General features: G+C 62.3%; 17 protein-coding genes. 8 read left to right on the top strand and 9 right to left on the bottom strand.

What is annotated here, in order from left to right; all coding sequences use genetic code 11:
* The first annotated feature begins 77 nt into the window (after window positions 1–77).
* Both IE188_RS01515 and rarD read left to right on the top strand, forming a co-directional pair.
* Window positions 78–677 carry a superoxide dismutase gene (locus tag IE188_RS01515; protein ID WP_191284707.1) on the top strand — a complete coding sequence of 200 codons (600 nt, stop codon included), beginning with the start codon at window positions 78–80 and terminating at the stop codon, window positions 675–677.
* A 124-nt stretch (window positions 678–801) separates the two neighbouring features.
* A complete protein-coding gene (gene rarD / locus IE188_RS01510; protein WP_191284706.1) occupies window positions 802–1,716 on the top strand; it encodes an EamA family transporter RarD in 915 nt (304 codons plus the stop codon).
* Here rarD and IE188_RS01505 read toward each other — a convergent pair.
* Window positions 1,680–2,237, bottom strand: coding sequence for an LOG family protein (locus tag IE188_RS01505; protein ID WP_191284705.1), 558 nt, complete (start codon window positions 2,235–2,237; stop codon window positions 1,680–1,682). The two genes, rarD and IE188_RS01505, sit on opposite strands and share 37 nt — an antisense overlap.
* Before the next feature lie 107 nt (window positions 2,238–2,344).
* On the opposite strand from IE188_RS01505, the gene IE188_RS01500 reads away from it, so the two are divergent.
* Window positions 2,345–3,583 carry a LysM peptidoglycan-binding domain-containing protein gene (locus tag IE188_RS01500; RefSeq protein ID WP_191284704.1) on the top strand — a complete coding sequence of 413 codons (1,239 nt, stop codon included), beginning with the start codon at window positions 2,345–2,347 and terminating at the stop codon, window positions 3,581–3,583.
* 18 nt (window positions 3,584–3,601) lie between these two features.
* Here the strand turns inward: IE188_RS01500 and IE188_RS01495 are convergent, their stop codons facing one another.
* A complete protein-coding gene (locus IE188_RS01495; protein WP_191284703.1) occupies window positions 3,602–3,943 on the bottom strand; it encodes an ArsR/SmtB family transcription factor in 342 nt (113 codons plus the stop codon).
* 92 nt (window positions 3,944–4,035) lie between these two features.
* Here IE188_RS01495 and IE188_RS01490 point away from each other — a divergent pair, with 92 nt between their 5' ends.
* The gene (locus tag IE188_RS01490; RefSeq protein ID WP_191284702.1) at window positions 4,036–5,904 is read left to right on the top strand and encodes an ABCB family ABC transporter ATP-binding protein/permease; all 1,869 of its coding nucleotides are present in this window, start codon (window positions 4,036–4,038) and stop codon (window positions 5,902–5,904) included.
* A 38-nt stretch (window positions 5,905–5,942) separates the two neighbouring features.
* Here the strand turns inward: IE188_RS01490 and IE188_RS01485 are convergent, their stop codons facing one another.
* Both IE188_RS01485 and IE188_RS01480 read right to left on the bottom strand, forming a co-directional pair.
* Window positions 5,943–9,752, bottom strand: a complete 3,810-nt coding sequence (locus IE188_RS01485; protein WP_191284701.1) for an efflux RND transporter permease subunit — start codon at window positions 9,750–9,752, stop codon at window positions 5,943–5,945.
* Window positions 9,749–10,987: an efflux RND transporter periplasmic adaptor subunit gene (locus IE188_RS01480; protein WP_191284700.1), complete on the bottom strand. Its 1,239-nt coding sequence runs from the start codon at window positions 10,985–10,987 to the stop codon at window positions 9,749–9,751. The genes IE188_RS01485 and IE188_RS01480 overlap by 4 nt, the downstream gene beginning before the upstream one ends.
* A gap of 228 nt (window positions 10,988–11,215) precedes the next feature.
* On the opposite strand from IE188_RS01480, the gene IE188_RS01475 reads away from it, so the two are divergent.
* The 4 genes from IE188_RS01475 (at window position 11,216) to IE188_RS01460 (ending at window position 16,889) form a co-directional block, all read left to right on the top strand.
* Complete coding sequence (locus IE188_RS01475) at window positions 11,216–11,851, top strand: hypothetical protein (RefSeq protein ID WP_191284699.1); 636 nt, start codon at window positions 11,216–11,218, stop codon at window positions 11,849–11,851.
* Between the two features lie 60 nt (window positions 11,852–11,911).
* Window positions 11,912–13,261, top strand: coding sequence for a PQQ-like beta-propeller repeat protein (locus IE188_RS01470; protein ID WP_191284698.1), 1,350 nt, complete (start codon window positions 11,912–11,914; stop codon window positions 13,259–13,261).
* 47 nt (window positions 13,262–13,308) lie between these two features.
* Window positions 13,309–14,766, top strand: coding sequence for a ribosome biogenesis GTPase Der (gene der, locus IE188_RS01465; RefSeq protein WP_191284697.1), 1,458 nt, complete (start codon window positions 13,309–13,311; stop codon window positions 14,764–14,766).
* 164 nt (window positions 14,767–14,930) lie between these two features.
* Window positions 14,931–16,889 (top strand): bifunctional 2',3'-cyclic-nucleotide 2'-phosphodiesterase/3'-nucleotidase, encoded by a 1,959-nt coding sequence (locus tag IE188_RS01460; RefSeq protein WP_191284696.1) that lies wholly within the window; start codon window positions 14,931–14,933, stop codon window positions 16,887–16,889.
* Between the two features lie 60 nt (window positions 16,890–16,949).
* Here the strand turns inward: IE188_RS01460 and IE188_RS01455 are convergent, their stop codons facing one another.
* The 5 genes from IE188_RS01455 to purF form a co-directional block, all read right to left on the bottom strand.
* Window positions 16,950–18,125, bottom strand: a complete 1,176-nt coding sequence (locus IE188_RS01455; protein WP_229836399.1) for a LysM peptidoglycan-binding domain-containing protein — start codon at window positions 18,123–18,125, stop codon at window positions 16,950–16,952.
* A gap of 119 nt (window positions 18,126–18,244) precedes the next feature.
* The gene (locus tag IE188_RS01450) at window positions 18,245–18,898 is read right to left on the bottom strand and encodes a protein-L-isoaspartate(D-aspartate) O-methyltransferase (protein ID WP_191284695.1); all 654 of its coding nucleotides are present in this window, start codon (window positions 18,896–18,898) and stop codon (window positions 18,245–18,247) included.
* Window positions 18,895–19,692, bottom strand: a complete 798-nt coding sequence (gene surE, locus IE188_RS01445; RefSeq protein ID WP_191284694.1) for a 5'/3'-nucleotidase SurE — start codon at window positions 19,690–19,692, stop codon at window positions 18,895–18,897. The genes IE188_RS01450 and surE overlap by 4 nt, the downstream gene beginning before the upstream one ends.
* A gap of 127 nt (window positions 19,693–19,819) precedes the next feature.
* On the bottom strand, window positions 19,820–20,473 hold the full coding sequence (locus tag IE188_RS01440; RefSeq protein ID WP_191284693.1) for an SDR family NAD(P)-dependent oxidoreductase: 654 nt from the start codon (window positions 20,471–20,473) through the stop codon (window positions 19,820–19,822).
* Window positions 20,474–20,537: 64 nt separating this feature from the next.
* A complete protein-coding gene (purF, locus tag IE188_RS01435; protein WP_191284692.1) occupies window positions 20,538–22,025 on the bottom strand; it encodes an amidophosphoribosyltransferase in 1,488 nt (495 codons plus the stop codon).
* Between the last annotated feature and the right edge of the window lie 60 nt (window positions 22,026–22,085).

The raw sequence follows: 22,085 nt of genomic DNA, 5'->3' as shown, positions 1-22,085 counted from the left end.
GCCTTGCCCCTTGACCTTCCCCCGCCTGCTACCCCATCTAGGACGTAACGGAAACACGCATGAACAGGGGGCTAGATATGGCTTTTGAACTTCCCGATCTTCCTTACGCACACGACGCGCTTGCCGATTTGGGCATGTCGGCGGAAACGCTGGAATATCACCACGACCTGCACCACAAGGCCTATGTCGACAATGGCAACAAGCTGATTGCCGGGACCGAGTGGGAAAACAAGTCGCTGGAAGACATCATCACCGGCACCTATGACAAGAACGCCGTGGCGCAGAACGGCATTTTCAACAACATCAGCCAGCTTTGGAACCACAACCAGTTCTGGGAAATGATGGGTCCGGGCAAAACCGCCATGCCGGGTGAGCTTGAAAAAGCGATCACCGAAAGCTTTGGCTCGGTTGACGAGTTCAAGTCGCAATTTGCTGCGGCTGGTGCGGGGCAGTTCGGCTCGGGTTGGGCCTGGCTGGTGAAAGACACCGATGGTAGCCTGAAAGTCACGAAAACCGAAAACGGCGTGAACCCGCTGTGCTTTGGTCAGACTGCGCTGCTGGGTTGCGATGTGTGGGAGCATTCCTATTACATCGACTTCCGCAACAAGCGTCCGGCCTATCTGGACAACTTCCTGAACAACCTCGTGAACTGGGAAAACGTGGCCTCGCGCCTGTAACCAGAACATGGGCAGGCGGTGGGATCCGTGGCCTTGCCCATCACGAAACATCATGGCGGTCGCCACTTGGGCGGCCGCTTTTTTTGTGCCAAGACAGGTCGGTGGGCAAAGGGAGGCGCGCGGAGTGACCGATACCATGAAAGGGGTGGTGGCGATTGTTGCCGCCTGTGTTGTCTGGGGCCTGTCGCCACTGTTTTACAAGCTGCTGGAGCATGTGCCACCGCTGGAACTGCTCAGCCATCGCACGATTTGGTCGCTGGCGATTTTTGGAACCATCCTCGCCGTGCAAGGTCGCTTGGGCGAGTTGCCCGCCTTGCTTCGGGGCCGCTCTGCGTTGCTGGTGGTGTTGGCCGCGCTTGTGATCTCGGTCAACTGGGGTGGGTTCATCCTGTCGGTTCAGATCGGAATGGTGGTTCAGGCCAGCCTGGGCTATTTCATCTTTCCACTGATCATGGTGGTGCTGGGTCGCCTCTTGTTCGGTGAACGGATCACCCGCGGCAAGGCGATCGCACTGCTTCTTGCCGGGACGGCGGTGCTGACGCTGACCTTGGGGCTGGGCGTGGCGCCGTGGCTGTCGCTGCTTCTGGGGGGGACATTCGCGATCTATGGAGTGATCAAGAAGACGCTCACATCAGGGCCGATCCTGTCTGTCACCGCCGAGGTGCTTTTGCTGGCGCCCTTCGCCATGGTCTGGCTGTTCGGCACCCACATGGCAGGGTGGCAGGGGATCGTCGGACGCACGGGCGGCGTGTTCGGCACCCATCTTTGGGACAGCGCGCTGCTGGTCGCATCGGGTCTGATCACGGCGGTGCCGCTGATGCTGTTCAGCTTCGCGTCACGCCGGCTGGCCTTGTCCACGGTGGGGCTGGTGCAATACCTGAACCCCAGTCTACAGTTCACCTGCGCGGTCGCCATTCTGGGCGAGCAAGTGACGCTGTGGCACATGATCGCTTTCCCACTCATCTGGCTTGCGCTCGCGATTTACTCTGCCGAGGCCTATCGTCAGGACAGGGCGGCGCGCAGGGCCGTGATTGCCTGATCCACATCCGATACGACGGTGATGAAGCCGCGCAGGCTGTCTTCGGCGAACCCCTGGTCGATCACGTGATCCATCAGCGTGATCAGCGGATCCCAGAACCCGTTTACGTTCATCAGCAGGATTGGCTTGGCATGCAGACCAAGCTGGCGCCATGTCAGAACCTCAAAAAACTCGTCCAGCGATCCGGCCCCGCCCGGCAGGACCACAACGGCATCCGAGTTCATGAACATGACTTTTTTGCGCTCGTGCATGTTCTCGGTCACGATGAAGGTGGTCAGGTCGCGCTTGCCGACCTCCCATTTCATCAGGTGCTGGGGTATGACGCCAAACGTCTCGGCACCCTCGATCTGGGCGGCAACGGCGACCGTGCCCATCAACCCGACATCCCCGGCCCCATAGACCAGCCGCCACCCGTTCTGTGCCAAGGCGGTGCCCAGTGTTGTTGCCACCTCGCGATAGGCGGGATCAGCGCCGAAGCGCGAGCCGCAGTAAACGCAGACCGATGCCGTGTGCTCTGTCATGTATGTCCCTGTTTGTTGCTGCCAGAATGATCTTTTGACCGGTGTTAGCGGTATTGCTACTGTCGAACAAGCGGCGCGGCGAAAAGATCGCCCGACAGGGGACGCATATGACGACCGAGACAGGCAACACCGGGAACAGGACCGGATATTTCGTGGTGGCAGGGGTTGTTCTGGCCCTTGGCGCGGGCTTGGCCTTTTATCTTGGGACGAGAAACCGCGACGCCGTCGACCCCAGCCCAGTCGCGCAGACGCCGGCCCCGACGAACACGCCCCAAGCGGCCGAGACATCCCCGGCAGACACAGTGCCCGCCCCGGCGCCCGATACAGATGCAACAGCCGCGCTTCCCCCAAAAAGTGATGATCAAACCAAGGAAATGGCCGGGGAGTCGCCGGGATCGGAGGATGCCTCGCCGGGTTTTGACGTGGTTCGCGTCGATCCCGAAGGCAATGCCGTGATTGCCGGGCACGCTGCCCCCGGAAGCACCGTTCAACTGACTCTTGATGGCGCACCGCTGGAAGACGTGACAGTCGGCAGCGACGGGAACTTCGTGGCGCTGCTGGACTTGCCGATCACCTCACCCGGTGCCCTGGGCCTGACGATGCTGGATGACAGTGGGCAAGCGATCGAAAACGGCCAAAGCCCGCAAACCGTGCTGATTGCCCCGACCCGTCCTGTCCCGGATACAGCAGCGGTTGCAGAAGCCGAAGTGGTGGCCGAGGCGCCGGAAACAGGCGACACGCTTGCGCCGTCCGGGGCAGGCGCGTTGTCCAGCCCGGACGGCTCGGACACCGTTGCCTCAGCGCCTCAGGTGCTGCTGGCGGATGATGAGGGGATCGCTGTCTTGCAGGATGGCACCGGCCGACCGCAGGTCGACAATATCGTCATTGACGCCATCACCTACGATGATGCAGGCGATGTGGCCCTGTCCGGACGCGGGCAAGGCGGTGCCAATCTGCGCGTTTATCTGGACAACGAGCCGATTGAGATCGGGGAAGTGTCGGAAAGTGGCCAATGGCGTGTGCCGCTGCCCAAGGTGGACGGCGGCGTTTACACGCTGCGCGTCGATGAGCTGGCCGCAGACGGAACTGTCACATCGCGCACCGAAACGCCGTTCAAACGTGAAGAACCCGCCCAGCTGACCGCTGCCAATACGGGATCCGAGACGCCCACAACACGGGTCGCAGCGGTGACGGTGCAGCCGGGATCAACCCTATGGGCCATCGCGCGCGAACATTTGGGCGAAGGGCCGCTTTACGTGCGCGTCTTTGCTGCCAATCGCGGGCAAATCCGTGACCCCGACCTGATCTATCCCGGGCAGGTCTTTACCATACCGAACCCGGAGTGATCGATGCACGGGCGGGGCTTATGCCCCTGCCTGCTCGGTCTGGCGGGCTTCGTCCGTGCAGGCGCAGATATCCGGGTCGCGCGCGCAACAATCGTTCAGAAGATAGGCAATGACGGCGCCCAGAGCCTTGCAGTCGGCCGCGTAAATCACATGGCGCGACGCCTTGCGTGAGGTCAGAAGCCCCGCTGCTTCCAGCTGTGACAAATGGAAGGACAAGCCCGACGCCGACACGCCAAGAGCTTCGGCGATGGCACCTGCGGCCAGCCCGTCTTTGCCAAGCGGCACCAGCAGACGCACGATTTCCAACCGTGTGTCATGTGCCATCGCGGACAGGGATTTGAGGACTCGACTCTGCTCCATATTTCAAATATCGGTGAAATATTGAAATGACGCAAGCCCCGTCTGCCTCCGCCCTGTGCGGGCGGCGCGGGCCAGCCCAGACAAGGTTAATCATGGCTCCGTCCCGTATCACCTCGACCGAAGCGCCCAAGAACGGGTGGCGCACGATCAAGCGCGTCGCGCCGTATCTGTGGCCCGACGATCAGCCCTGGGTGAAACGGCGTGTGGTCATCGCACTGGTGATGCTGCTGGCGTCCAAGATTGTGTCAGTGCTGACCCCGTTTCTGTACAAGGGTGCGGTCGATGTGCTGAGCGGCGAAACCTCGGGCGAGGCGTGGATGCTGGGCGTCGGGGCCATCGGGTTGACGCTGGCCTATGGTATGGCGCGGATCATGACCAACGGGTTCCAGCAATTGCGCGACGCGGTGTTTGCCCGTGTCGGTCAACGCGCGTTGCGGCAGCTGGCGTTGGAAACCTTCACCCACATTCACCGTCTGTCCATGCGCTATCACATCACGCGCAAGACGGGCGGGCTGTCGCGGATCATCGAACGCGGCGTGAAGGGAGTCGAGTTCCTTTTGCGCTTCATGCTGTTTTCCATGGGGCCGCTGGTACTGGAGCTTGCGCTGATCTCGGCCATCCTGTTTTTCGTCTTTGATGTCTGGTACTTGGCCGTCGTTGTTGGAACGATCGGCGCCTATGTCTGGTTTACCTTCAAGGTGACGGAATGGCGGGTGCGTATCCGCAAGGAAATGAACGATCAGGACACGGACGCCAACCAGAAGGCCATCGACAGTCTGCTGAATTTTGAGACCGTCAAGTATTTCGGTGCCGAACGGCGCGAGGCGGAACGCTATGACGTGGCAATGGCGGGGTATGAGAAAGCGGCGCTCAAGACGTCGTATTCACTGGCTTTTCTGAACTTCGGACAGGCCTTGCTGATCACGCTGGGTCTGGTGGGCGTCATGGTCCTGGCGGCGGTCGGGGTGCAGCGTGGAGATCTGACGGTGGGTGATTTCGTCATGGTCAACGCCTATATGATCCAGATCACCATGCCGCTGAACTTCCTGGGCACCGTCTATCGCGAAATCCGCCAGTCGCTTGTTGATATGGGCGAGATGTTTGACCTGCTGGAACAACCTGCCGAGGTGACGGACAAACCCGGCGCGCCCGACATCAACGTCACGGGTGGGGCCTTGCGGTTCGAGGATCTGCGCTTTGGCTATGACCCAAAGCGGCCGATCCTGAAGGGTGTTTCCATCGACGTGCCTGCAGGCAATACGGTTGCGATTGTCGGCCCCTCGGGCTCGGGAAAGTCCACGATTGGCCGGCTTCTGTTCCGCTTCTATGACGTGAATGGGGGCCGCTTGCTGATCGACGGGCAGGACGTGCGCGACGTGACGCAAGACAGCCTGCATGGGGTGATTGGCGTGGTACCGCAGGACACGGTTCTGTTCAATGACAGCGTTTATTACAACATCGCCTATGGCCGTCCCGAAGCCAGCCGGGCCGAGGTGGAAGGCGCGGCGAAAGCTGCCAGGATCCACGACTTCATCATGAGCTTGCCGGACGGGTATGACACTCAGGTGGGCGAACGCGGTTTGAAACTGTCGGGCGGCGAGAAGCAGCGCGTTGGCATTGCCCGGACGCTTCTGAAGAACCCGCCGATCCTGTTGCTTGACGAAGCCACCTCGGCGTTGGACACCCAGACCGAGCGGGACATTCAGGAAAGCCTGCGCGAGATGGGCGAAGGCCGCACCGTGATCACCATTGCCCACCGCCTGTCCACCATTGTCGATGCCGATGAAATCATCGTGCTTGAGGCCGGCGAGGTGGTCGAGCGTGGCAGCCATGATACGTTGCTTGCGCAGGATGGCCGCTATGCCGCGATGTGGGCGCGTCAGGCCAGCGAAGCGGCACGGGAAGCCGTAGACGACCCCGAACCGCAGGTCGCGCCAGGTCATCTGAAACTGGCGGAGTAAGACCGTCCCTCACAGGGTCGCGCGGACGCGTTCGACGTTTACTCTGCGGCGTCCTTTCCGCCGGGCGGGCGATCATCCGCCGGGTCGGGGTCCGAGGTTGAGACCGGGTTTGCCGCCGTGGCCTGTGGGGCCGCGCGCGGCGACAGCACCAGTTTGATGTCTTCCACATTGGGTGACATGTCGCCGGTCTCCGCTTCTACGACGGGTGGTGCCTGATCGTCTGGCTGATCCCAGACCAGATCGTGCAGCGTCGTTTTACGGGCGGCCTTGTCCAGTGCCGCATCGCGGGCGGTCTGGCCCGACCTGCGGGCCAATGCACGCAGGCCGTTGGCCGAGCGGTAGGCGCCCGCCGAAATCCAGATGCGCAGGGCCAGCATCGACGGTGTAAAGACCAGCGTCAGCACCGTCGCGATCCCCAGCCCGAACACCACTGCCGTCGCCAGTTGCTTCCACCAAAGCGCCGTCGGCGCATCCAGCGAATAACCACCGTTGAAGAAATCCAGCGACAGACCCAGCATCATGGGGGCGAGGCCCGCCATGGTTGTGATCGTGGTCAGCAGGACGGGGCGGATGCGCGCCTCGGCGGTGCGGGTGATCGCCTCGATCCGGGGCATGTAGCGGGCGTAATCCTGATAGGTATCGATCAGCACGATGTTGTTGTTCACCACGATCCCCGCCAGCGCCACGATCCCTGTGCCGGTCATGATGATCGAGAAGGGCTGTTGCATCACCATCATTCCGATCAGAACGCCTGTGGTGGACAACACCACCGCCAGCAACACCAGGACCGAGTTATAAAAGCTGTTGAATTGCGCCAGAAGGATGATGAACATCAACCCAAGCGCGCCGATGAAAGCCTGCCCCAGAAACGCCTGGCTCTCGGCCTGGTCTTCCTGATCGCCGGTCCATTCATAGCTGACCCCGGCTGGCAGATCTGCCGTTTCAAGCCAGGTGGTCAGCTTGGCGATCAGGTCGTTGGGGGTGACGGGGGTGCGTTTCAGGTCGGCACCGTCCTCAGAGGCCATGATCCGATCGGCCTCCGCCGCGTTCATGTATTCCTCGGTCCCATCGGGACCCGTCAGGCGAACCAACCCGTCCTGCACGCCCGCCTTCACGTCATAATACCGGCTTTGATCCACCCGGTCGATCTGCGCGAGGCTTGGCACCGGTTTGCGGGTGACGAAGTTGGACATCGGCACCAGCCCGGTTGCAGTGCGGATTTTCAGCCCGTCCAGCGTCGATAGAACGCGGTCTTTCCGGGGCAGGCGCACCCGGATCTCGATTTCCTCGTCCGAGCTGTCGACCCGCATCGTGTCCAGCAGGATGCCGTTCGTGACAAGCTGCACCATGCCGCCCACAGTGGCCACATCCGTGCCATATCTGCCGGCTTCTTCGACATCCACCTCGATCTGCCAGTCGATGCCGGGCAGGGGCAGCGTGTCTTCAATGGCGGTCAAGCCGGGGGTGTCGTTGAACCGGGCAATCGCCAGAGTAGCTGCCCGTTCTAGATCATCCCAATCATCGCCCTTCAGGCGCAGATGCACGGGTTTGGCCGAGGCTGGGCCGCGGTTCAGGTTCAAGACTTCGCTGCGAATGCCGGGCAGGGTGGCCAGCCGCTCTTCCAGCCGGGCCATGACGTAATCACCGTCATATTCAGGGTCGATCTCGGTCGTGGTGAAGGGGATCAGGCCGAAGAGCTTGATGTGTTCCTCGATTGACGGGCGATCCGCCCAGGCGACAAGTTCGATCTGCAACTGCCCGATGCTGTCACGCGGCCCCATCGCGCCGCCCGTGTTCTGGTTCAGCCCGCCCGCTCCGGCGAAGGCAAAGACGCTGTCGATGCCTTTGGTGGACAGTGCGATCTCTTCCGCCTGTTTGACCATGGCATCCTGTTCTTCAAGGCTCAGATTGCCGCGGGCACGGACATAGACGATGGCCTGCTCCGGTTCGCTTTCGGCAAAGAACTCGACCCCCAGATTGTTGCGTCCATACATCATGAAGGTCGACACGACGAAGCCGATCACCAGCGCAATCGACACAAGCGGCATGATGGGGTTGCCGGAGATGAAGTGGATCAGATGGCCAAACCACGTGCGACGATAGCCGCCCTGAACGCGCTGCGCCTCGCGATGCCAGCTGAGCGAGCCCAAGGTGATCGACGTGGCCACCGCCCCGAACAGGAACATCAGCGCGCCGGGCAGGATCGCCATTGCACCTTCGAACGGGGGCTGGCCGCCGAACAGATAGCCGGGGTTCAGAAGCTGGAAGGCCGACAGGAACAGCACATAGGCCGATGGCAACACCAGAAGTGCGCGCAGCCATACCGGCAGCCCGCGCAGCGCGTCGGACATCAGGCCGATGGCGCGGCTGATCCGCCCCGACACGCCCCCGACCACCGGCAGATAGATCAGCGCCACTAACAGCGACGCCATCAGCACGAAGATCAGCGTCTTGGGCAGCCAGCCCATGAACTCGCCCGGAATACCGGGCCAGAACAGCATCGGCAGAAAGGCACACAGTGTCGTGGCGGTTGAACTGACGATAGGCCAGAACATCCGCTTCGCCGCCGCCGTATAGGCCGACATCGGACCCACGCCTTCACGGATTTTCTTGTCGGCATACTCCACCACGACGATGGCGCCATCCACCAGCATCCCCACGGCCAGGATCAGGCCGAACATCACGATGTTCGAGATCGTGACCCCCAGCGCGCCGAACAGCGCGAAGGTCAGCAGGAACGAGGTCGGGATCGCAAACCCCACCAGCAGCGCAGGCCGCGTGCCAAGCGCACCCAGGACCACGATCATCACCAGCGCAATCGCCGTGATGACCGAACCTTCCAACTGGCGCACCATGCTGTCGACCACATAGCTCTGGTCGTTCGAGGTGCCGATCTTGACGGCTTGTTGCAGCTCTCTGGGCCAGCTGTTGCGGGTTTCGTCCACAAGGTCGCGTACCTCGGCAGCGGTGTCGATCAGGTTATAGCCCTTCCGCTTCACCACTTGCAGCGCCACCGTGGTGTCGCCGTTGAACCGCGCCGTGCCCTCGCGATCTTCAAAGGTCAGGCGGATCGTCGCCAGATCGCCCAGCGTGACGACGCTGTCCTCGTTGACCTTGACGGGCAGGTCATAGACGTCCTGCACCTCGTCGAAGGACGACGGGATCTTGACCGCCGTGGACCCGGTCGGCGTCTTGATATCGCCCGCCGCGATCAACTGGTTGTTGTTCTGCACGACCTGAATCAACTCGCCCGCCGTGACGTTATAGGCTTCCAGCTTCAACGGGTCGATTTCGACCTCCAACATCTCGTCGCGATAGCCTGTCAGGGACGCCTCAAGCACGGCATCCAAGCCTTCCAACCTGTCCTGCAAATCGCGCGCCATCCGCACCAGCGTGCGTTCAGGGACGTTGCCGGTCAGGTTCACGATGATGATCGGAAATTCCGAGAAGTTGATTTCATTGACCGTGTAGCTGTCGAAGCCTTGCGGAAACTTCCCTTCGGCCGAGTTCATGGCGTCGCGCACATCGGCCATGACATTGGTCTTGTTCCAGCCGAACTCGAATTCCAGCGCCACGCCTGCATAGCCTTCGGCGGCGGTGCCGGACATGGTTTTCAACCCGTCGATATCGGCCAGCTCTGTCTCCATCGGGCGCAGAAGCAGCTGTTCGGCGTCGGCGGCGGAAATGCCGGGGAAGGGGACCGAGACGAAAAGAGCCGGGATTTCGATGTCCGGTTCGCCTTCCTTGGGCAGGCTGACATAGGCGATTGCGCCGGACAAGACCGACAGGATCACAAAGGCAATGACCATTCGGGCCCGGTTTGCGGCCCAATCAATGATCCCGATCATATGCCAGGCTCCCGATAGGTTAAGTCAAGGGCCACGCCATCGCTGACATAGTGGTGACCGACGACGATGACCTCGGCAGTGGCAGGCAGGCCGGTGATCCAGACCCCGTCGTTGCTGTCACGCACCATCGTAACGGGGGCGAAGCCGGCCACCCCCCCGTCGGCCACGATCCGAACCCCCAACTGGCCGTCGTCATCCAGTGTCAGTGCACTTTGCGGTACCAGATGGGCCTGCAGCCCGTTGCCGGTGATCACCACCTCGGCGGTTTGCCCTGCGCGGATGATTGCTGCATCGTCGGGACGCGTGATCTGGACCTCGACCCGGAAGGTGCGCGTGATCGGGTCGGCGGTGTCTGCCACAAACGTCACATGTCCGGTCAACTCAGCGCCCGCCGCAAGGCGCACTTCGGCCGGAAGCCCGGTGGTCAACTTGTCGACCTGAAGCTCTGAGACATAGCCGACAACCCGCACCGGATCATATTGCACGACCGTGGCGCAGACCGCGCCCGGTTGCATAAGCGTGCCAAGATCGGCGGTGTCCGTCTCAAGCGTGCCGGGGAAAGGGGCGCGAATGTCCAACCGCTCGATCTCGCGTTCGGCGGCGGCCACGGCGGCTTCGGCAGACTGGATCGCGGCGGCTGAACTGGCAGCCCCGGATTGCGCGGCGACGAACGCGGCGCGTGCGGCTTCGACGGCGGCGCGTGTGTTGGCCACCCGCGTGTCCGACGCAAATCCGCCTTCGGACAGCTTGGTGGCGGCGGTCAGGTTGAACATCGCTTCGTCCAGCCGCGCCTGTGCTTCGATCACACGAGCATCGGCTTCGGGCGCGCGTGCCCTGGCTTCGGCCAGCCGGGCGGTGGCTTCGGCCAGGCTGGCCTCGCGGGTGCCGGCATCAAGCTGGCACAGGATGTCGCCTTCGTCCACAGTACTGCCCTTGGCGATCTTGGCCGAGATCACTTGCCCGGTCGTCTCTGAACGCAGTTCGACCCGGCGGTTTGCTTCGGTCCGGCCGCGCAGAAGCACCGGCATTTCAATCGCGCGCGCGGTGCTGCGCAGGGCCACGACCGAGACACCCCGGTCCGCCTGCGACGTGGTTTCCCCGGTCGGGGCAGCACTGTCTGCGCCTGCCTCGGTGGGCGGTGTTCCGGCGGCGGTTTCCAGCGTATCGCGCTGAAACACCAGAAGATACAAACCCGCCACCACAATGATCGCCGTGAGAATGGGGAATAGGCGCATGAAAAATCCTGCCGAAGTGAAACAAACTGGAAAAAGACTATGTCGTGTCGTGCCGCGGAACAAGTGCGGCTTGCCTGACCCGCGCAACCCTTGGGGGAGCGTCAGGCCCTCGTTGACACCCGGCGACACGATCCGGGCAGGGGATCGGGCCGCGCTATGACGCACCCCCTTGGCAACCGGGTGTCCTTCGGGCAAAAGGAGGTCAGATTTTGACCCGGAGGCCAGACCGTGAGCGAGACCGATACTTTCATCGACGAAGTCAGCGAAGAGGTGCGTCGCGACAGGCTGTATGCCTTGATGCGGAAATACGGCTGGATTGCCGTCTTGCTGGTTGTCTTGCTGGTGGGTGGGGCGGCATTCAACGAATGGCGAAAGGCCAGCGCACGGGCCGAGGCGCAGGCGCTGGGCGATGCGATCCTGGCGGCTGAAGAACAGGCCGATCCGGCAGAGCGCGCCGCCGCCCTGGCCGCGCTTGAGGTCGACGGTGACGCGGCAGCGGTGGTCGCGATGCTGGCCGCCACGGATGGTCAAGACGGGGCCGCGGCCCTGCGCGCGCTGGCTGATGACGCAAGCATCGACAGCTTGTATCGCGACCTGGCCCAGTTGAAGCTGGTGACAGCGGCGGATTCCGGGCTGGACAATGCCGAACGCCGCGCCCGGCTTGAGCCGCTGGCCGTGGCCGGGGCACCGTTTCGAGTGCTGGCCGAGGAACAACTGGCACTGATCGACATTGACGACGGTCAGACCGACGCGGCCATTGCCCGGCTGCAATCCCTTTTGGTCGATGACGAGGCGTCTGGGGCCTTGCGTCGGCGCGCGTCTCAGTTGATTGTGGCGCTGGGTGGGTCACTGGAAACGTCGTGACGGCCCGCACCGGGCCGTAACCGGTGCGAACAAAGATATTGGTATCCCGGGGGGCATATTTTGAAGTTCACACACAGCGCCGCTTTCTTGATTTCGTTGAGCCTTGTGTCCGCCTGTTCCCAACCGGAATACATTCTGCCGGGCGAACGTGAGGACCTGCGCAGTCTGAATCCGCAGACCATGGACGCCGCCGAGCTGTCCGAGGCGGCAGCCGCCGTCGAAGGACCCGCGCGCGCCGATCGCGCGCAGCCGATTTCCCTGCCCGCCACGGTCAATCACGCAAGCTGGACCCATCTGGGTGGCAGTCTGACCCACCGCGTGCAACATCCCGCCCTGTCGCCCACGCCGAGCCTTCGCTTCGCGGCGTCAATCGGGCAGGGCAATGACCGCAAGCACCGGATCACCGCCGAACCGGTCGTGGCGAACGGACGCGTGTTCACACTGGACAGCCGGGCGCAGGTTGTGGCCACCTCGACTTCGGGCGCGACGCTTTGGTCGCGTGACCTGACGCCCCCGTCGGACAAGTCGGATGATGCGTCAGGCGGTGGTCTGGCCTATGCCGATGGCACGGTCTATGTGACCTCGGGCTTTGGTCTGGTCAGCGCGTTGGATGCTGCGACTGGCCGCGTCAAGTGGCAGCAAAAAATGGATGCCTCGGGGTCGGGCGCGCCAGCTGTGTCTGGTGGGCTTGTTTACGTGGTCAGCCGCGACAACAGCGCCTGGGCGATCGAAACCGGAACAGGCCGCGTGAAATGGCGCCTGTCGGGCACACCGAGCCAGGATGGTATCGTAGGCGTGTCATCGCCCGCTGTTACCGACCGCCTTGTGCTTCTGCCCTTCGCGTCGGGAGAGGTCGTGGCCGCCCTGAAAAAAGGCGGTGCGCGCACATGGTCCAGCCTGATCGCCGGGGAACGGGCCGGGCGCGGCTATTCCATCGTGACTGATATCACGGGTGAACCTGTGGTGAAGGATGGTGTGATTTACACCGGAAACCCCGTGGGGCGCACCGTGGCCATCGACCTGTCGGGCAATCGCCTGTGGACGGCCAAAGAAGGCGCGGTCAGCCCGGTCTGGGTCACGGGCGGGTCGGTTTTCCTGGTCTCGGACGAAGCGCAACTGGTGCGTCTGGACGCCAAGACGGGCGAGCGCATCTGGGGCGTGCCGCTGCCCTATTACACCAAGGCGAAAACCCGGAAACGCAAGGCGATCCATGCCAATCTTGGCCCGGTTCTGGCGGGGGGCAAGCTGTGGGTTGCCTCGTCCGACGGGGTGATGCGTGGCTTCAACCCCGTGAACGGCGCGCTGGTCGGACAGGTGGCCATTCCGGGTGGGGCAGCGACACGTCCCGTCGTGGTGAATGGCACCGCCTATCTGGTATCACGTGATGGCAAACTTCTGGCTTTGCGCTGACCCGTAAACCGTGTATGCGGGGCGCTTGATGTGACCCGGAGACCGATATGAGCTTCACCCTTGCCATCGTGGGGCGCCCGAATGTGGGCAAATCCACCCTGTTCAACCGTCTGGTTGGCAAGCGCCTTGCGCTGGTCGATGATCAGCCCGGCGTGACCCGAGACTTGCGTGAAGGCGAGGCGCGGCTGGGTGATCTGCGTTTTACCGTGATCGACAGCGCGGGGCTGGAAGAAGCGACCGACGAAAGCCTTCAGGGCCGGATGCGCCGCCTGACCGAACGGGCGGTCGAGATGGCCGACGCCTGCCTGTTTCTGGTGGATGCGCGCGCTGGCATTTTGCCATCGGACGAGGTGTTTGCCGATATTCTGCGCCGCAAGAACGCGCACGTGATCCTTGCCGCCAACAAATCCGAGGGCAAGGCCGGCGAGGCAGGGTATCTTGAGGCGTTCTCGCTTGGACTCGGCGAGCCGATCCGCCTGTCCGGCGAGCACGGTGAAGGTATGGGCGAGCTTTTGGATGTGCTGCGCCCAATTGCGGAAAAGTTCGAAAAACGCGCTGCCGAAATGGCCCCCGAAACCGATGTCGATATTGATGCGGACGCAGATGACGGCCCGCGCGTGCCGACACAGGACAAACCCTTGCAGGTGGCGGTGATCGGACGCCCGAACGCGGGTAAGTCCACGTTGATCAACAAGCTGATCGGCGAAGAACGTCTGCTGACGGGGCCGGAAGCCGGGATCACCCGCGACGCGATTTCGCTGCGATTTGACTGGGGTGGGGTGCCGACACGCATCTTTGACACAGCCGGAATGCGCAAACGCGCCAAGGTGCAGGAAAAGATCGAAAAACTCTCGGTCTCGGACGGGTTGCGCGCGGTGAAGTTTGCCGAAGTTGTGGTGGTGCTTCTGGACGCGGCCATCCCGTTTGAGCAGCAAGACCTGCGCATCGCCGACCTTGCCGAACGTGAAGGCCGTGCGGTGGTCGTCGCAGTCAACAAATGGGATGCAGAGCCTGAAAAGCAGGCCAAGCTGAAAGAGTTGAAGGAAGCCTTTGATCGCTTGTTGCCGCAGTTGCGCGGCGCGCCATTGGTGACGATATCAGCCAAGACGGGCAAGGGGCTGGAGCGCCTGCAAGCGGCTGTCATGCGCGCGCATGAGATCTGGAACCGCCGGGTGAAAACCGCACAGTTGAACGGATGGCTGGCCGAAATGATCTCGGCCCACCCGCCGCCCGCGCCGGGGGGACGGCGGATCAAGCTGCGCTATATGACTCAGGTGAAAACCCGCCCGCCGGGCTTCGTCGTGATGTGCTCGCAACCCGATAAACTGCCCGACAGCTACAGCCGCTATCTGGTCAATGGCCTGCGCGAGGATTTCGACATGCCTGGCACGCCGATCCGCCTGACCATGCGCGGGCAGGGCGAGCAGAACCCCTATAAGAACCGCAAGAAGTCGACGCCGTCGCGGTTGCGCAAGCATCTGGGCAAAGGGCGCGCGGACGAATAAGTCGCAATAAGGTATGGAAATCGAAAAGTTTTCAGCGCCTCGCAGATCGTTCTGATCAGCGAGGCGCTGCCGTTTCTGCAGGTGCGAATTTGCCAAGTCGGTCATTGGGCTGTCATGATGGACCCATAGCCTGTTTCCTATCATGACCCAAAGCGGAGGTTCCCATGTCTCTTACCCTATCGCGTCGTGGCTTTCTGGCCGGCACCGCCGGGTTTATCGCCCTGCATCCCTATTCCGTTCATGCGTCGCAAAATCAGGCGCATCTGCGGATCATGGAAACGACGGATTTGCACGTCCATGTCTTCCCCTATGACTACTACGCGGATCGCGAGGTTGATACGGTCGGGCTGGCGCGCACCGCGTCACTGATCGGGGACATACGCGCCGAGGCGACCAATTCGCTGCTTCTGGACAACGGGGATTTCCTGCAAGGCAACCCGATGGGCGACTATATCGCCTATGAGCGCGGGATGAAGGACGGGGATACGCATCCGGTCATCAATGCGATGAACGCATTGGGGTTTGACGCTTCGACGCTGGGCAATCACGAGTTCAACTATGGTCTGGATTTCCTGATGAAATCCGTGGGCGGAGCCAATTTCCCTATCGTGTGTGCGAACGTCGCGAAAAAGCTGGGGAGCACACCGCGCGAAGATGAGACGCTTCTGCCGCCTTATGTGATCGTGGACCGCGAGATCACGAATGGGGGCGGCACGGTGCAGCCCATCCGGATCGGGTTCATCGGATTCGTGCCGCCGCAGATCATGACATGGGACCGTCGTCATCTCGAAGGCAATGTAATGGCCCGCGATATCATCGAAACGGCCCGCGCCTATATACCGCAGATGCGTGAAGAGGGGGCAGACCTGATCATCGCGCTGTCGCATTCTGGCATTGGCGCGGCTGAGCATAGCGACGGGATGGAAAACGCCTCGATCCCGTTGGCCGCCGTTGAAGGGATCGACGCGGTGCTGACGGGTCATTCTCATCTTGTGTTCCCCTCTGACACCTACGCCGATTTTGCTGGCGCGGATGTCGAAGCGGGCACTTTGATGGGCATTCCGGCCGTCATGGGCGGGTTCTGGGGCTCGCATATGGGGCTGATCGACCTGATGCTGGAACATGACGGCGGCGCGTGGCGTGTGGTGTCACATACTTGCGAGGCAAGACCGATCTATCAACGGGGAGAGGATCGTTCGATCGCTCCGCTGGTTGAAAGCGACCAAGCGGTGTTGGCCTCGGTCCAACAGGAACATGACGCGACGTTGGAGTATGTTCGGCGCGCTGTTGGCAAAACCGATGCGCCACTGCATTCCTATTTCGCGCTGGTCGCGGATGATCCGTCGATCCAGATCGTCTCGAATGCTCAGGTCTGGTACATTGAGCAGATGATGAAGGGGACCGAGCATGAAGGATTGCCTATCCTGTCCGCCGCAGCTCCCTTCAAGGCCGGGGGACGTGGGGGTCCGGAATACTACACCGATGTCGAGGTCGGGGACGTGGCGATCAAGAACGTGGCGGACCTCTACCTCTATCCCAACACCGTGCGGGCGGTGCGGATCAATGGTGCGACCGTGCGCGAATGGCTCGAGCGATCAGCCGCGATCTTCAACCAGATCGAACCCGGCGCACAGGATGCCGTGCTGCTCAATCCTTCGATGCCGTCCTATAATTTCGACGTGATCGACGGGGTGACCTATCAGATCGACCTGAGCCAACCCGCCCGATACAACAAGGACGGAGAGGTGCTCGCGCCTGATGCCCATCGGATCGTCAACCTGCAATTCAACGGGCACCCCATCGACGAAGAACAGGAGTTCATCATCGCGACCAACAATTACCGGGCAAGCGGTGGTGGCAACTTCCCCGGCGCCAGCGAGGATACAACGGTCTTTGACGGGCCGGATACCAACCGGGATGTGATCGTGCGCTATATCGTCGAGAAGGGGACAATCAATCCAAAGGCAGACGGCAACTGGTCATTTGCACCGTTGGAAAACACCACCGTCTTGTTTGAAACCGGACCCTCGGCCACCAAGCATATGGCAAATGTTCCGGGGGTTCGCATGGAAGAAGCCGGGACATCAGACAGCGGCTTCGCCCTGTTCCGCATCACTTTGTGAACCCAAACGAAACAGGGGCGACCGTTTGGCCGCCCCTGCGTTGTGTCCCTGTAAACGGACTTATTTCAGATAGGGCATCGGGTCGACCGGCTCGGTGCCCTTGAACACAAGGAACTGGATCGCATTGTACTGGTTCTTCGAGGCCGACGCGATCTGCTGGCCACGTTTGACCGACTGACCCTTCTTGACCTTGATCCCTTCGATGAAGCTATAGGCACTTTGGGTGCCGTTGCCGTGGTCGATCACCACGATCTCTTCGCCCTCGACGTCCTTGGACACAAGCCGGACGGTGCCGTTGGCGGCTGCCTTGACCGGATCGCCGGGTTTGGCCGAGACCAGAATGTATCCGGCCTTCTCGGCGTCGAACAGGCTTGTCACCTTGCCGGAAACCGGCAGCGACATGCGCGCGGTGCTGGCCGGGGTGCGGCTTTCTTCCAGTTTCGGCGAAGCGGGTGCGGCCACTTTCTCGGGCACGGCCTCGTCCTTTGGCAAGGGCTTGGTCGACGAGGGCGGGATCGGGGCCGCCGAGCCCTGACCCGGTTGAGTTACGCTGGCGGTCTGAACCGGTGCATCCACTTTGACCGGGATCATCAGATGTTGCCCTTCGCGCACCGTCAGGCCGGAGCCAAGACCGTTCCAATCCGCCAATGCGCGGACCGAGACACCATAGTTGCGCGCGATCGAATATGCGGTTTCGCCACGTTTCACCTGATGACGTGTTGGTTGTTCACCCGATGTCACCACGGCTGTGGGTTTGCCAGACGGGCTGTCCGCCCGGTCGATGGCATTCCCTGCCAGGGTGGTGATGTCGATGTTGTCATTAGGCTGGATCACGCCGGTCGCCGGTTCCGCCACGCGCCGGGGCAGGGCCAGCACCTCGCCTTCGCGCAGGCGGGCGTCCACCGCAATACCGTTGTAGCGCCCAAGTTCGGTTGGCGCCATTCCGATGCGGCCGGCCACCTGCGCGACCGTGTCGCCGCGCCGGGCCACCGCCACCTGATAACTGGGGTAAGAGATCACACCGCGCGCATCTGCCTTGGGCCGTGCGGCGGTTGTGGCCCCTTGTGCCGCCTCGGCGGTGGAAAGCCCGCCGGGCGCGAACCGTCGGAAATCCATGTCGAAATTGCCATCACAACCCGTCAGCCCCACCAAAAGCCCGATCAGGGCGGCAGAGCGCAGGGGGCGGCGGCGCATGTCGCGGGGCGCACCAAATTTGGTCGTGGTTGAAAGTGGCATTGCTCGTTCCTCAATCCGTTGGCCCGTTGTCGGGCTCTGGTTGCGACCCTGTTGGCGGGTCTTTTCACTGCTGTGCGGGGGTCAGCCCCGCGGCCCGGCGTCCCGGATCATCGTCGATGTCAGTCCTGCCCAAGCCCTTCCAAAAGGGGCACGAACCGCACCGGCAGAAGCTCTTCATACTCAAACCCGTCTTCGGTCCGCGTCACCTTGATCAGGCTTTGTACCGCGTCGGACTGCCCCACCGGCACGATCATAATACCGCCAATGGCAAGCTGCGCCAAGAGGGGACCGGGCGGATCCTCGGCGGCGGCGGTGACGATGATGCGGTCAAACGGCGCCTGATCTGGCAAGCCCCGCGATCCATCGCCGGTGATTGTCGTGATGTTGTGCAGATCCATTGCCTCGAACAATTCGCGCGCCGCGCGCACCAGTTTCTGGTGCCGATCGACCGTGTAAACTCGGCGTGCCAGCCGCGACAGGATCGCCGCCTGATAGCCCGACCCGGTGCCAACCTCGAGCACCTTGTCACGCGGGTTTATCTGCGCGGCCTGCGTCATTAACCCGACCACAGAAGGTTGCGAGATCGTTTGCCCACAGGAGATTGGCAGCGGCATATCATCATAGGCGCGTTCAGCGAACAGCCCGCGAACGAAAGGTCCGCGGTCGATCTCTTCCATGGCGGACAGAACGCGCGGGTTCGTCACCCCCTTTGAGCGCAGGGTGTACAGGAACTGCATTTTGCGTTCCGCGTCCGAGACGCCCGCATCACTCATTCAAACAGTGCCCCCAGATGGTCCAGATGGTCATGGGCGGTCAGATCTGCGCGCATGGGTGTGACCGACACGAAGCCGTCCAGATTGTGGGTCACGTCCATATTGGGTGCCGCGCGATTGGCCTGCGGTCCGCCCTTGATCCACAAGAACTTGCGGCCCGAGGGGCTGTTCTGCGCCTCGATCCTGAAAAACGCATCATTGCGCCAGCCCTGCGGGGCGGCCTTGACGCCCTTGACCTGATCTGACCCGACAGGCGGGAAATTTACGTTGTAGAACAGGCGGTAATCGGCACCGTGATCCCAGGGGGCATCGGCCAGAAGGCGTCGCACCACATCCCCGCCATATGCCGCCGCCGCATCGAACATATTGGCCAGCCCCTTGGTTCCGTGACCCATATATTGCGACAGGGCGATGGCAGGCAGGCCTTGCAAGGCGGCTTCCATCGCGGCCCCCAGCGTGCCGGAATACAGCGCATTTTCGGCTGAATTGTTGCCCCGGTTCACGCCTGAGATCACAAGGTCGGGCCGGTCGGGCATCACGTCATAGATCGCCGCAATCACGCAATCGGCCGGGCTGCCTTCGGCGGCAAAGCGGCGGGGGCCATGTTCGGCAATCATGAAGGGATGGGTATAGGAAATGCAGTGACCCACGCCGGATTGTTCGAAAGCCGGGGCGACGGTCCAGATCTCGGCCCGTTCGCCCGCAAGCTCTTGTGCGACCTCTTGCGCAATGGCTTCGGCGATCTTCAGACCCGGCGCGTTGATCCCGTCGTCGTTGGTGATGAGAATGCGCATTATCTGGCCCTTCCTGCCCGTCTGCCCAGCCCTGGATCGGCACGGTGTTGCCTTCTCAATACGGCAGCTTGGCGCGCGCGGCAAGCGCAGCGCGGCCTGTGCCGGTGGCATATCGGGCGATGGGCTGTCAGGCCAGCCCGGCTTCGGTCAGAATGCGGCGGGCTTCTTCGTCGACCGGGGCCAGCTTGCTGCGATCTTCGCCGGGGAAAAAGCGTGCACGCATCGAGGTGGCCAGCGGCTTTGGCTCGGCGATCACAACGCGTGGCCCGATCTTTGCGTTCTCGGCAGCCCAACTGCGGACCAGCGCCATCTGCGCGGCCTTGGTGGCGCCGTAGCCTGCAAAAAACTTCTCGCCCGCGTGGTTGTCGTCAAAGAAAAGCGCGGTGCTGTCATCGGTCATCAGCGCGTTGACCATATGGATCAGGTTCCGCGTGGCTTCGACGTTGGTGTTCAGCGCCTGCGTCCACCCCTTGTCGTCCAGATCGGGCGTCGGCATCAAGGCCGGGCCGTAAATCGCGGTGTGCGCCCAGATATCCACTGGCCCCCATCGGTCATGGACCGAACGGCACAGATGCGCCATCGCATCGCGGTTGGTGATGTCCATCGGCGCCAGCGTGGCCGTGCCGCCTTGGGCCTTGATCTGGTCGTCCAGTTCCTCCAGCGCACCGGTGGTGCGGGCCACGGCAACGACATGATGCGTTTTCGAAAGCTCAAGCGCCAGAGCAGCGCCCAAACCGCGCGAAGCCCCCGTCACAAGGGCGATTTTCTGTGTCTCAGTCATGCTGTCGTCTTTTCATTCCCAAGCGCCGAGGGCAAGGCCAAAGCCGTTTGCCCGGGCGCGGGCGTCATTCTGCCGCCGCTTTCAGTTCAAACCCGCTGTCCACCTTGTCTGACGGCGTGACCGGGTATTCGCCTGAAAAACAGGCGTCGCAATATTGCGGGCAGTCGTTCTTGCGGCCCGACGCTTCGCCCACCGCGCGATAAAGACCGTCCAGCGAGATGAATTTCAGGCTGTTCACCTTCAGATGCTCGCGCATTTCATCCTCGCTCATCGTGGCGGCGAGCAGTTTTTCGCGTTCGGGCGTGTCGACGCCGTAAAAACAGGGCCACGCTGTGGGGGGGGAGGCGATGCGGAAATGCACTTCCTTGGCGCCGGCGTCCAGCATCATGTCCTTCACCTTGCGCGTCGTCGTGCCGCGCACCACGCTGTCATCGACCAGCACCACGCGCTTGCCCTTGATCAGGGCGCGGTTCACGTTCAGCTTCAGGCGAACGCCCATATTGCGGATCTGTTCAGTCGGTTCAATGAAGGTGCGGCCCATATACTGGTTGCGGATGATCCCCATCGCATAGGGGATGCCGCTTTCCTGGCTGTAGCCGATCGCCGCAGGCGTGCCGCTGTCAGGGACGGGGCAGACGATGTCGGCGTCCACGGGGTTTTCGCGGGCCAGTTCGACACCGATCTGGCGGCGCGTTTCATAGACTGACCGACCGCCATAGCTGCTGTCGGGGCGCGAGAAATACACATGCTCGAAAATACAGAACTTCGACGGTTTCGGGCGGAAGGGAAAGCGGCTTTCGACGCCCTCGGCGCTGATCACGACCATCTCGCCGGGTTTGATCTCGCGAACGAACTCGGCGTTCATGATGTCCAGCGCACAGGTTTCCGAGGCCAGCACCCAGCCTTCGCCCAACCGGCCCAGCACAAGCGGGCGCACCCCGTGCGGATCGCGGACGCCCATCAACTTGGTCCGGGTCATGGCCACGACCGAGAACGCGCCTTCGACACGACGCAGCGCGTCCTCCATCCGTTCGGGGATGTTGCGTTGCAGGGATCGTGCCATCAGGTGAATGATGCACTCGCTATCCGACGAGCTTTGAAAGATCGACCCGCGCTCGACCAGTTCGCGGCGCAGGGCGACCGCGTTGGTGATGTTGCCATTATGGGCAATCGCCGCTCCGCCCATCGCAAATTCACCAAAGAACGGCTGCACGTCCCGAATGGCCGCGCCCTTCGATCCGGCGGTGGAATAGCGCACGTGACCGATGGCGATGGGACCGGGCAGGGTTTCCATCACGCTGGCCTTGGTGAAATTGTCGCGCACATAGCCAAAACGGCGGACCGAGTTGAAGCCAAGTTCGGGGTCATGGCAAACGATGCCCCCAGCCTCTTGCCCCCGATGTTGCAGGGCGTGCAGGCCAAGGGCCACGAAATTGGCGGCGTCCGCCAGGCCGATCACTCCGAAAACGCCGCATTCTTCCTTGAGCTTGTCGTCATCGAAAGGATGTGCGGGGGGCAGGGATTTGGCGGCGGCTGACAAGGTGTCGGACATGGGCAGCGGGCTCCGATTCCGTGGCGTTGGCCCTGTCTTACTGGACCCGCCCTGGTATGT

Source organism: Aliiroseovarius zhejiangensis, from assembly GCF_014656375.1.
GTDB classification, from domain to species: domain Bacteria; phylum Pseudomonadota; class Alphaproteobacteria; order Rhodobacterales; family Rhodobacteraceae; genus Aliiroseovarius; species Aliiroseovarius zhejiangensis.
The sequence above is the reverse complement of the archived record's forward strand: the minus strand, read 5'-3'. Positions and strand labels throughout refer to the sequence as shown.

Bases quoted from the DNA above. Each gene is read 5' to 3' on its own strand.
- IE188_RS01505 (WP_191284705.1), bottom strand. From the start codon at position 2,237: ATGACAGAGCACACGGCATCGGTCTGCGTTTACTGCGGCTCGCGCTTC.
- IE188_RS01440 (WP_191284693.1), bottom strand. From the start codon at position 20,473: ATGACTGAGACACAGAAAATCGCCCTTGTGACGGGGGCTTCGCGCGGT.
- IE188_RS01515 (WP_191284707.1), top strand. From the start codon at position 78: ATGGCTTTTGAACTTCCCGATCTTCCTTACGCACACGACGCGCTTGCC.
- IE188_RS01455 (WP_229836399.1), bottom strand. From the start codon at position 18,125: ATGCCACTTTCAACCACGACCAAATTTGGTGCGCCCCGCGACATGCGC.
- IE188_RS01490 (WP_191284702.1), top strand. From the start codon at position 4,036: ATGGCTCCGTCCCGTATCACCTCGACCGAAGCGCCCAAGAACGGGTGG.
- IE188_RS01485 (WP_191284701.1), bottom strand. From the start codon at position 9,752: ATGATCGGGATCATTGATTGGGCCGCAAACCGGGCCCGAATGGTCATT.
- der (WP_191284697.1), top strand. From the start codon at position 13,309: ATGAGCTTCACCCTTGCCATCGTGGGGCGCCCGAATGTGGGCAAATCC.
- surE (WP_191284694.1), bottom strand. From the start codon at position 19,692: ATGCGCATTCTCATCACCAACGACGACGGGATCAACGCGCCGGGTCTG.
- IE188_RS01460 (WP_191284696.1), top strand. From the start codon at position 14,931: ATGTCTCTTACCCTATCGCGTCGTGGCTTTCTGGCCGGCACCGCCGGG.
- IE188_RS01480 (WP_191284700.1), bottom strand. From the start codon at position 10,987: ATGCGCCTATTCCCCATTCTCACGGCGATCATTGTGGTGGCGGGTTTG.
- purF (WP_191284692.1), bottom strand. From the start codon at position 22,025: ATGTCCGACACCTTGTCAGCCGCCGCCAAATCCCTGCCCCCCGCACAT.
- IE188_RS01500 (WP_191284704.1), top strand. From the start codon at position 2,345: ATGACGACCGAGACAGGCAACACCGGGAACAGGACCGGATATTTCGTG.
- IE188_RS01450 (WP_191284695.1), bottom strand. From the start codon at position 18,898: ATGAGTGATGCGGGCGTCTCGGACGCGGAACGCAAAATGCAGTTCCTG.
- IE188_RS01495 (WP_191284703.1), bottom strand. From the start codon at position 3,943: ATGGAGCAGAGTCGAGTCCTCAAATCCCTGTCCGCGATGGCACATGAC.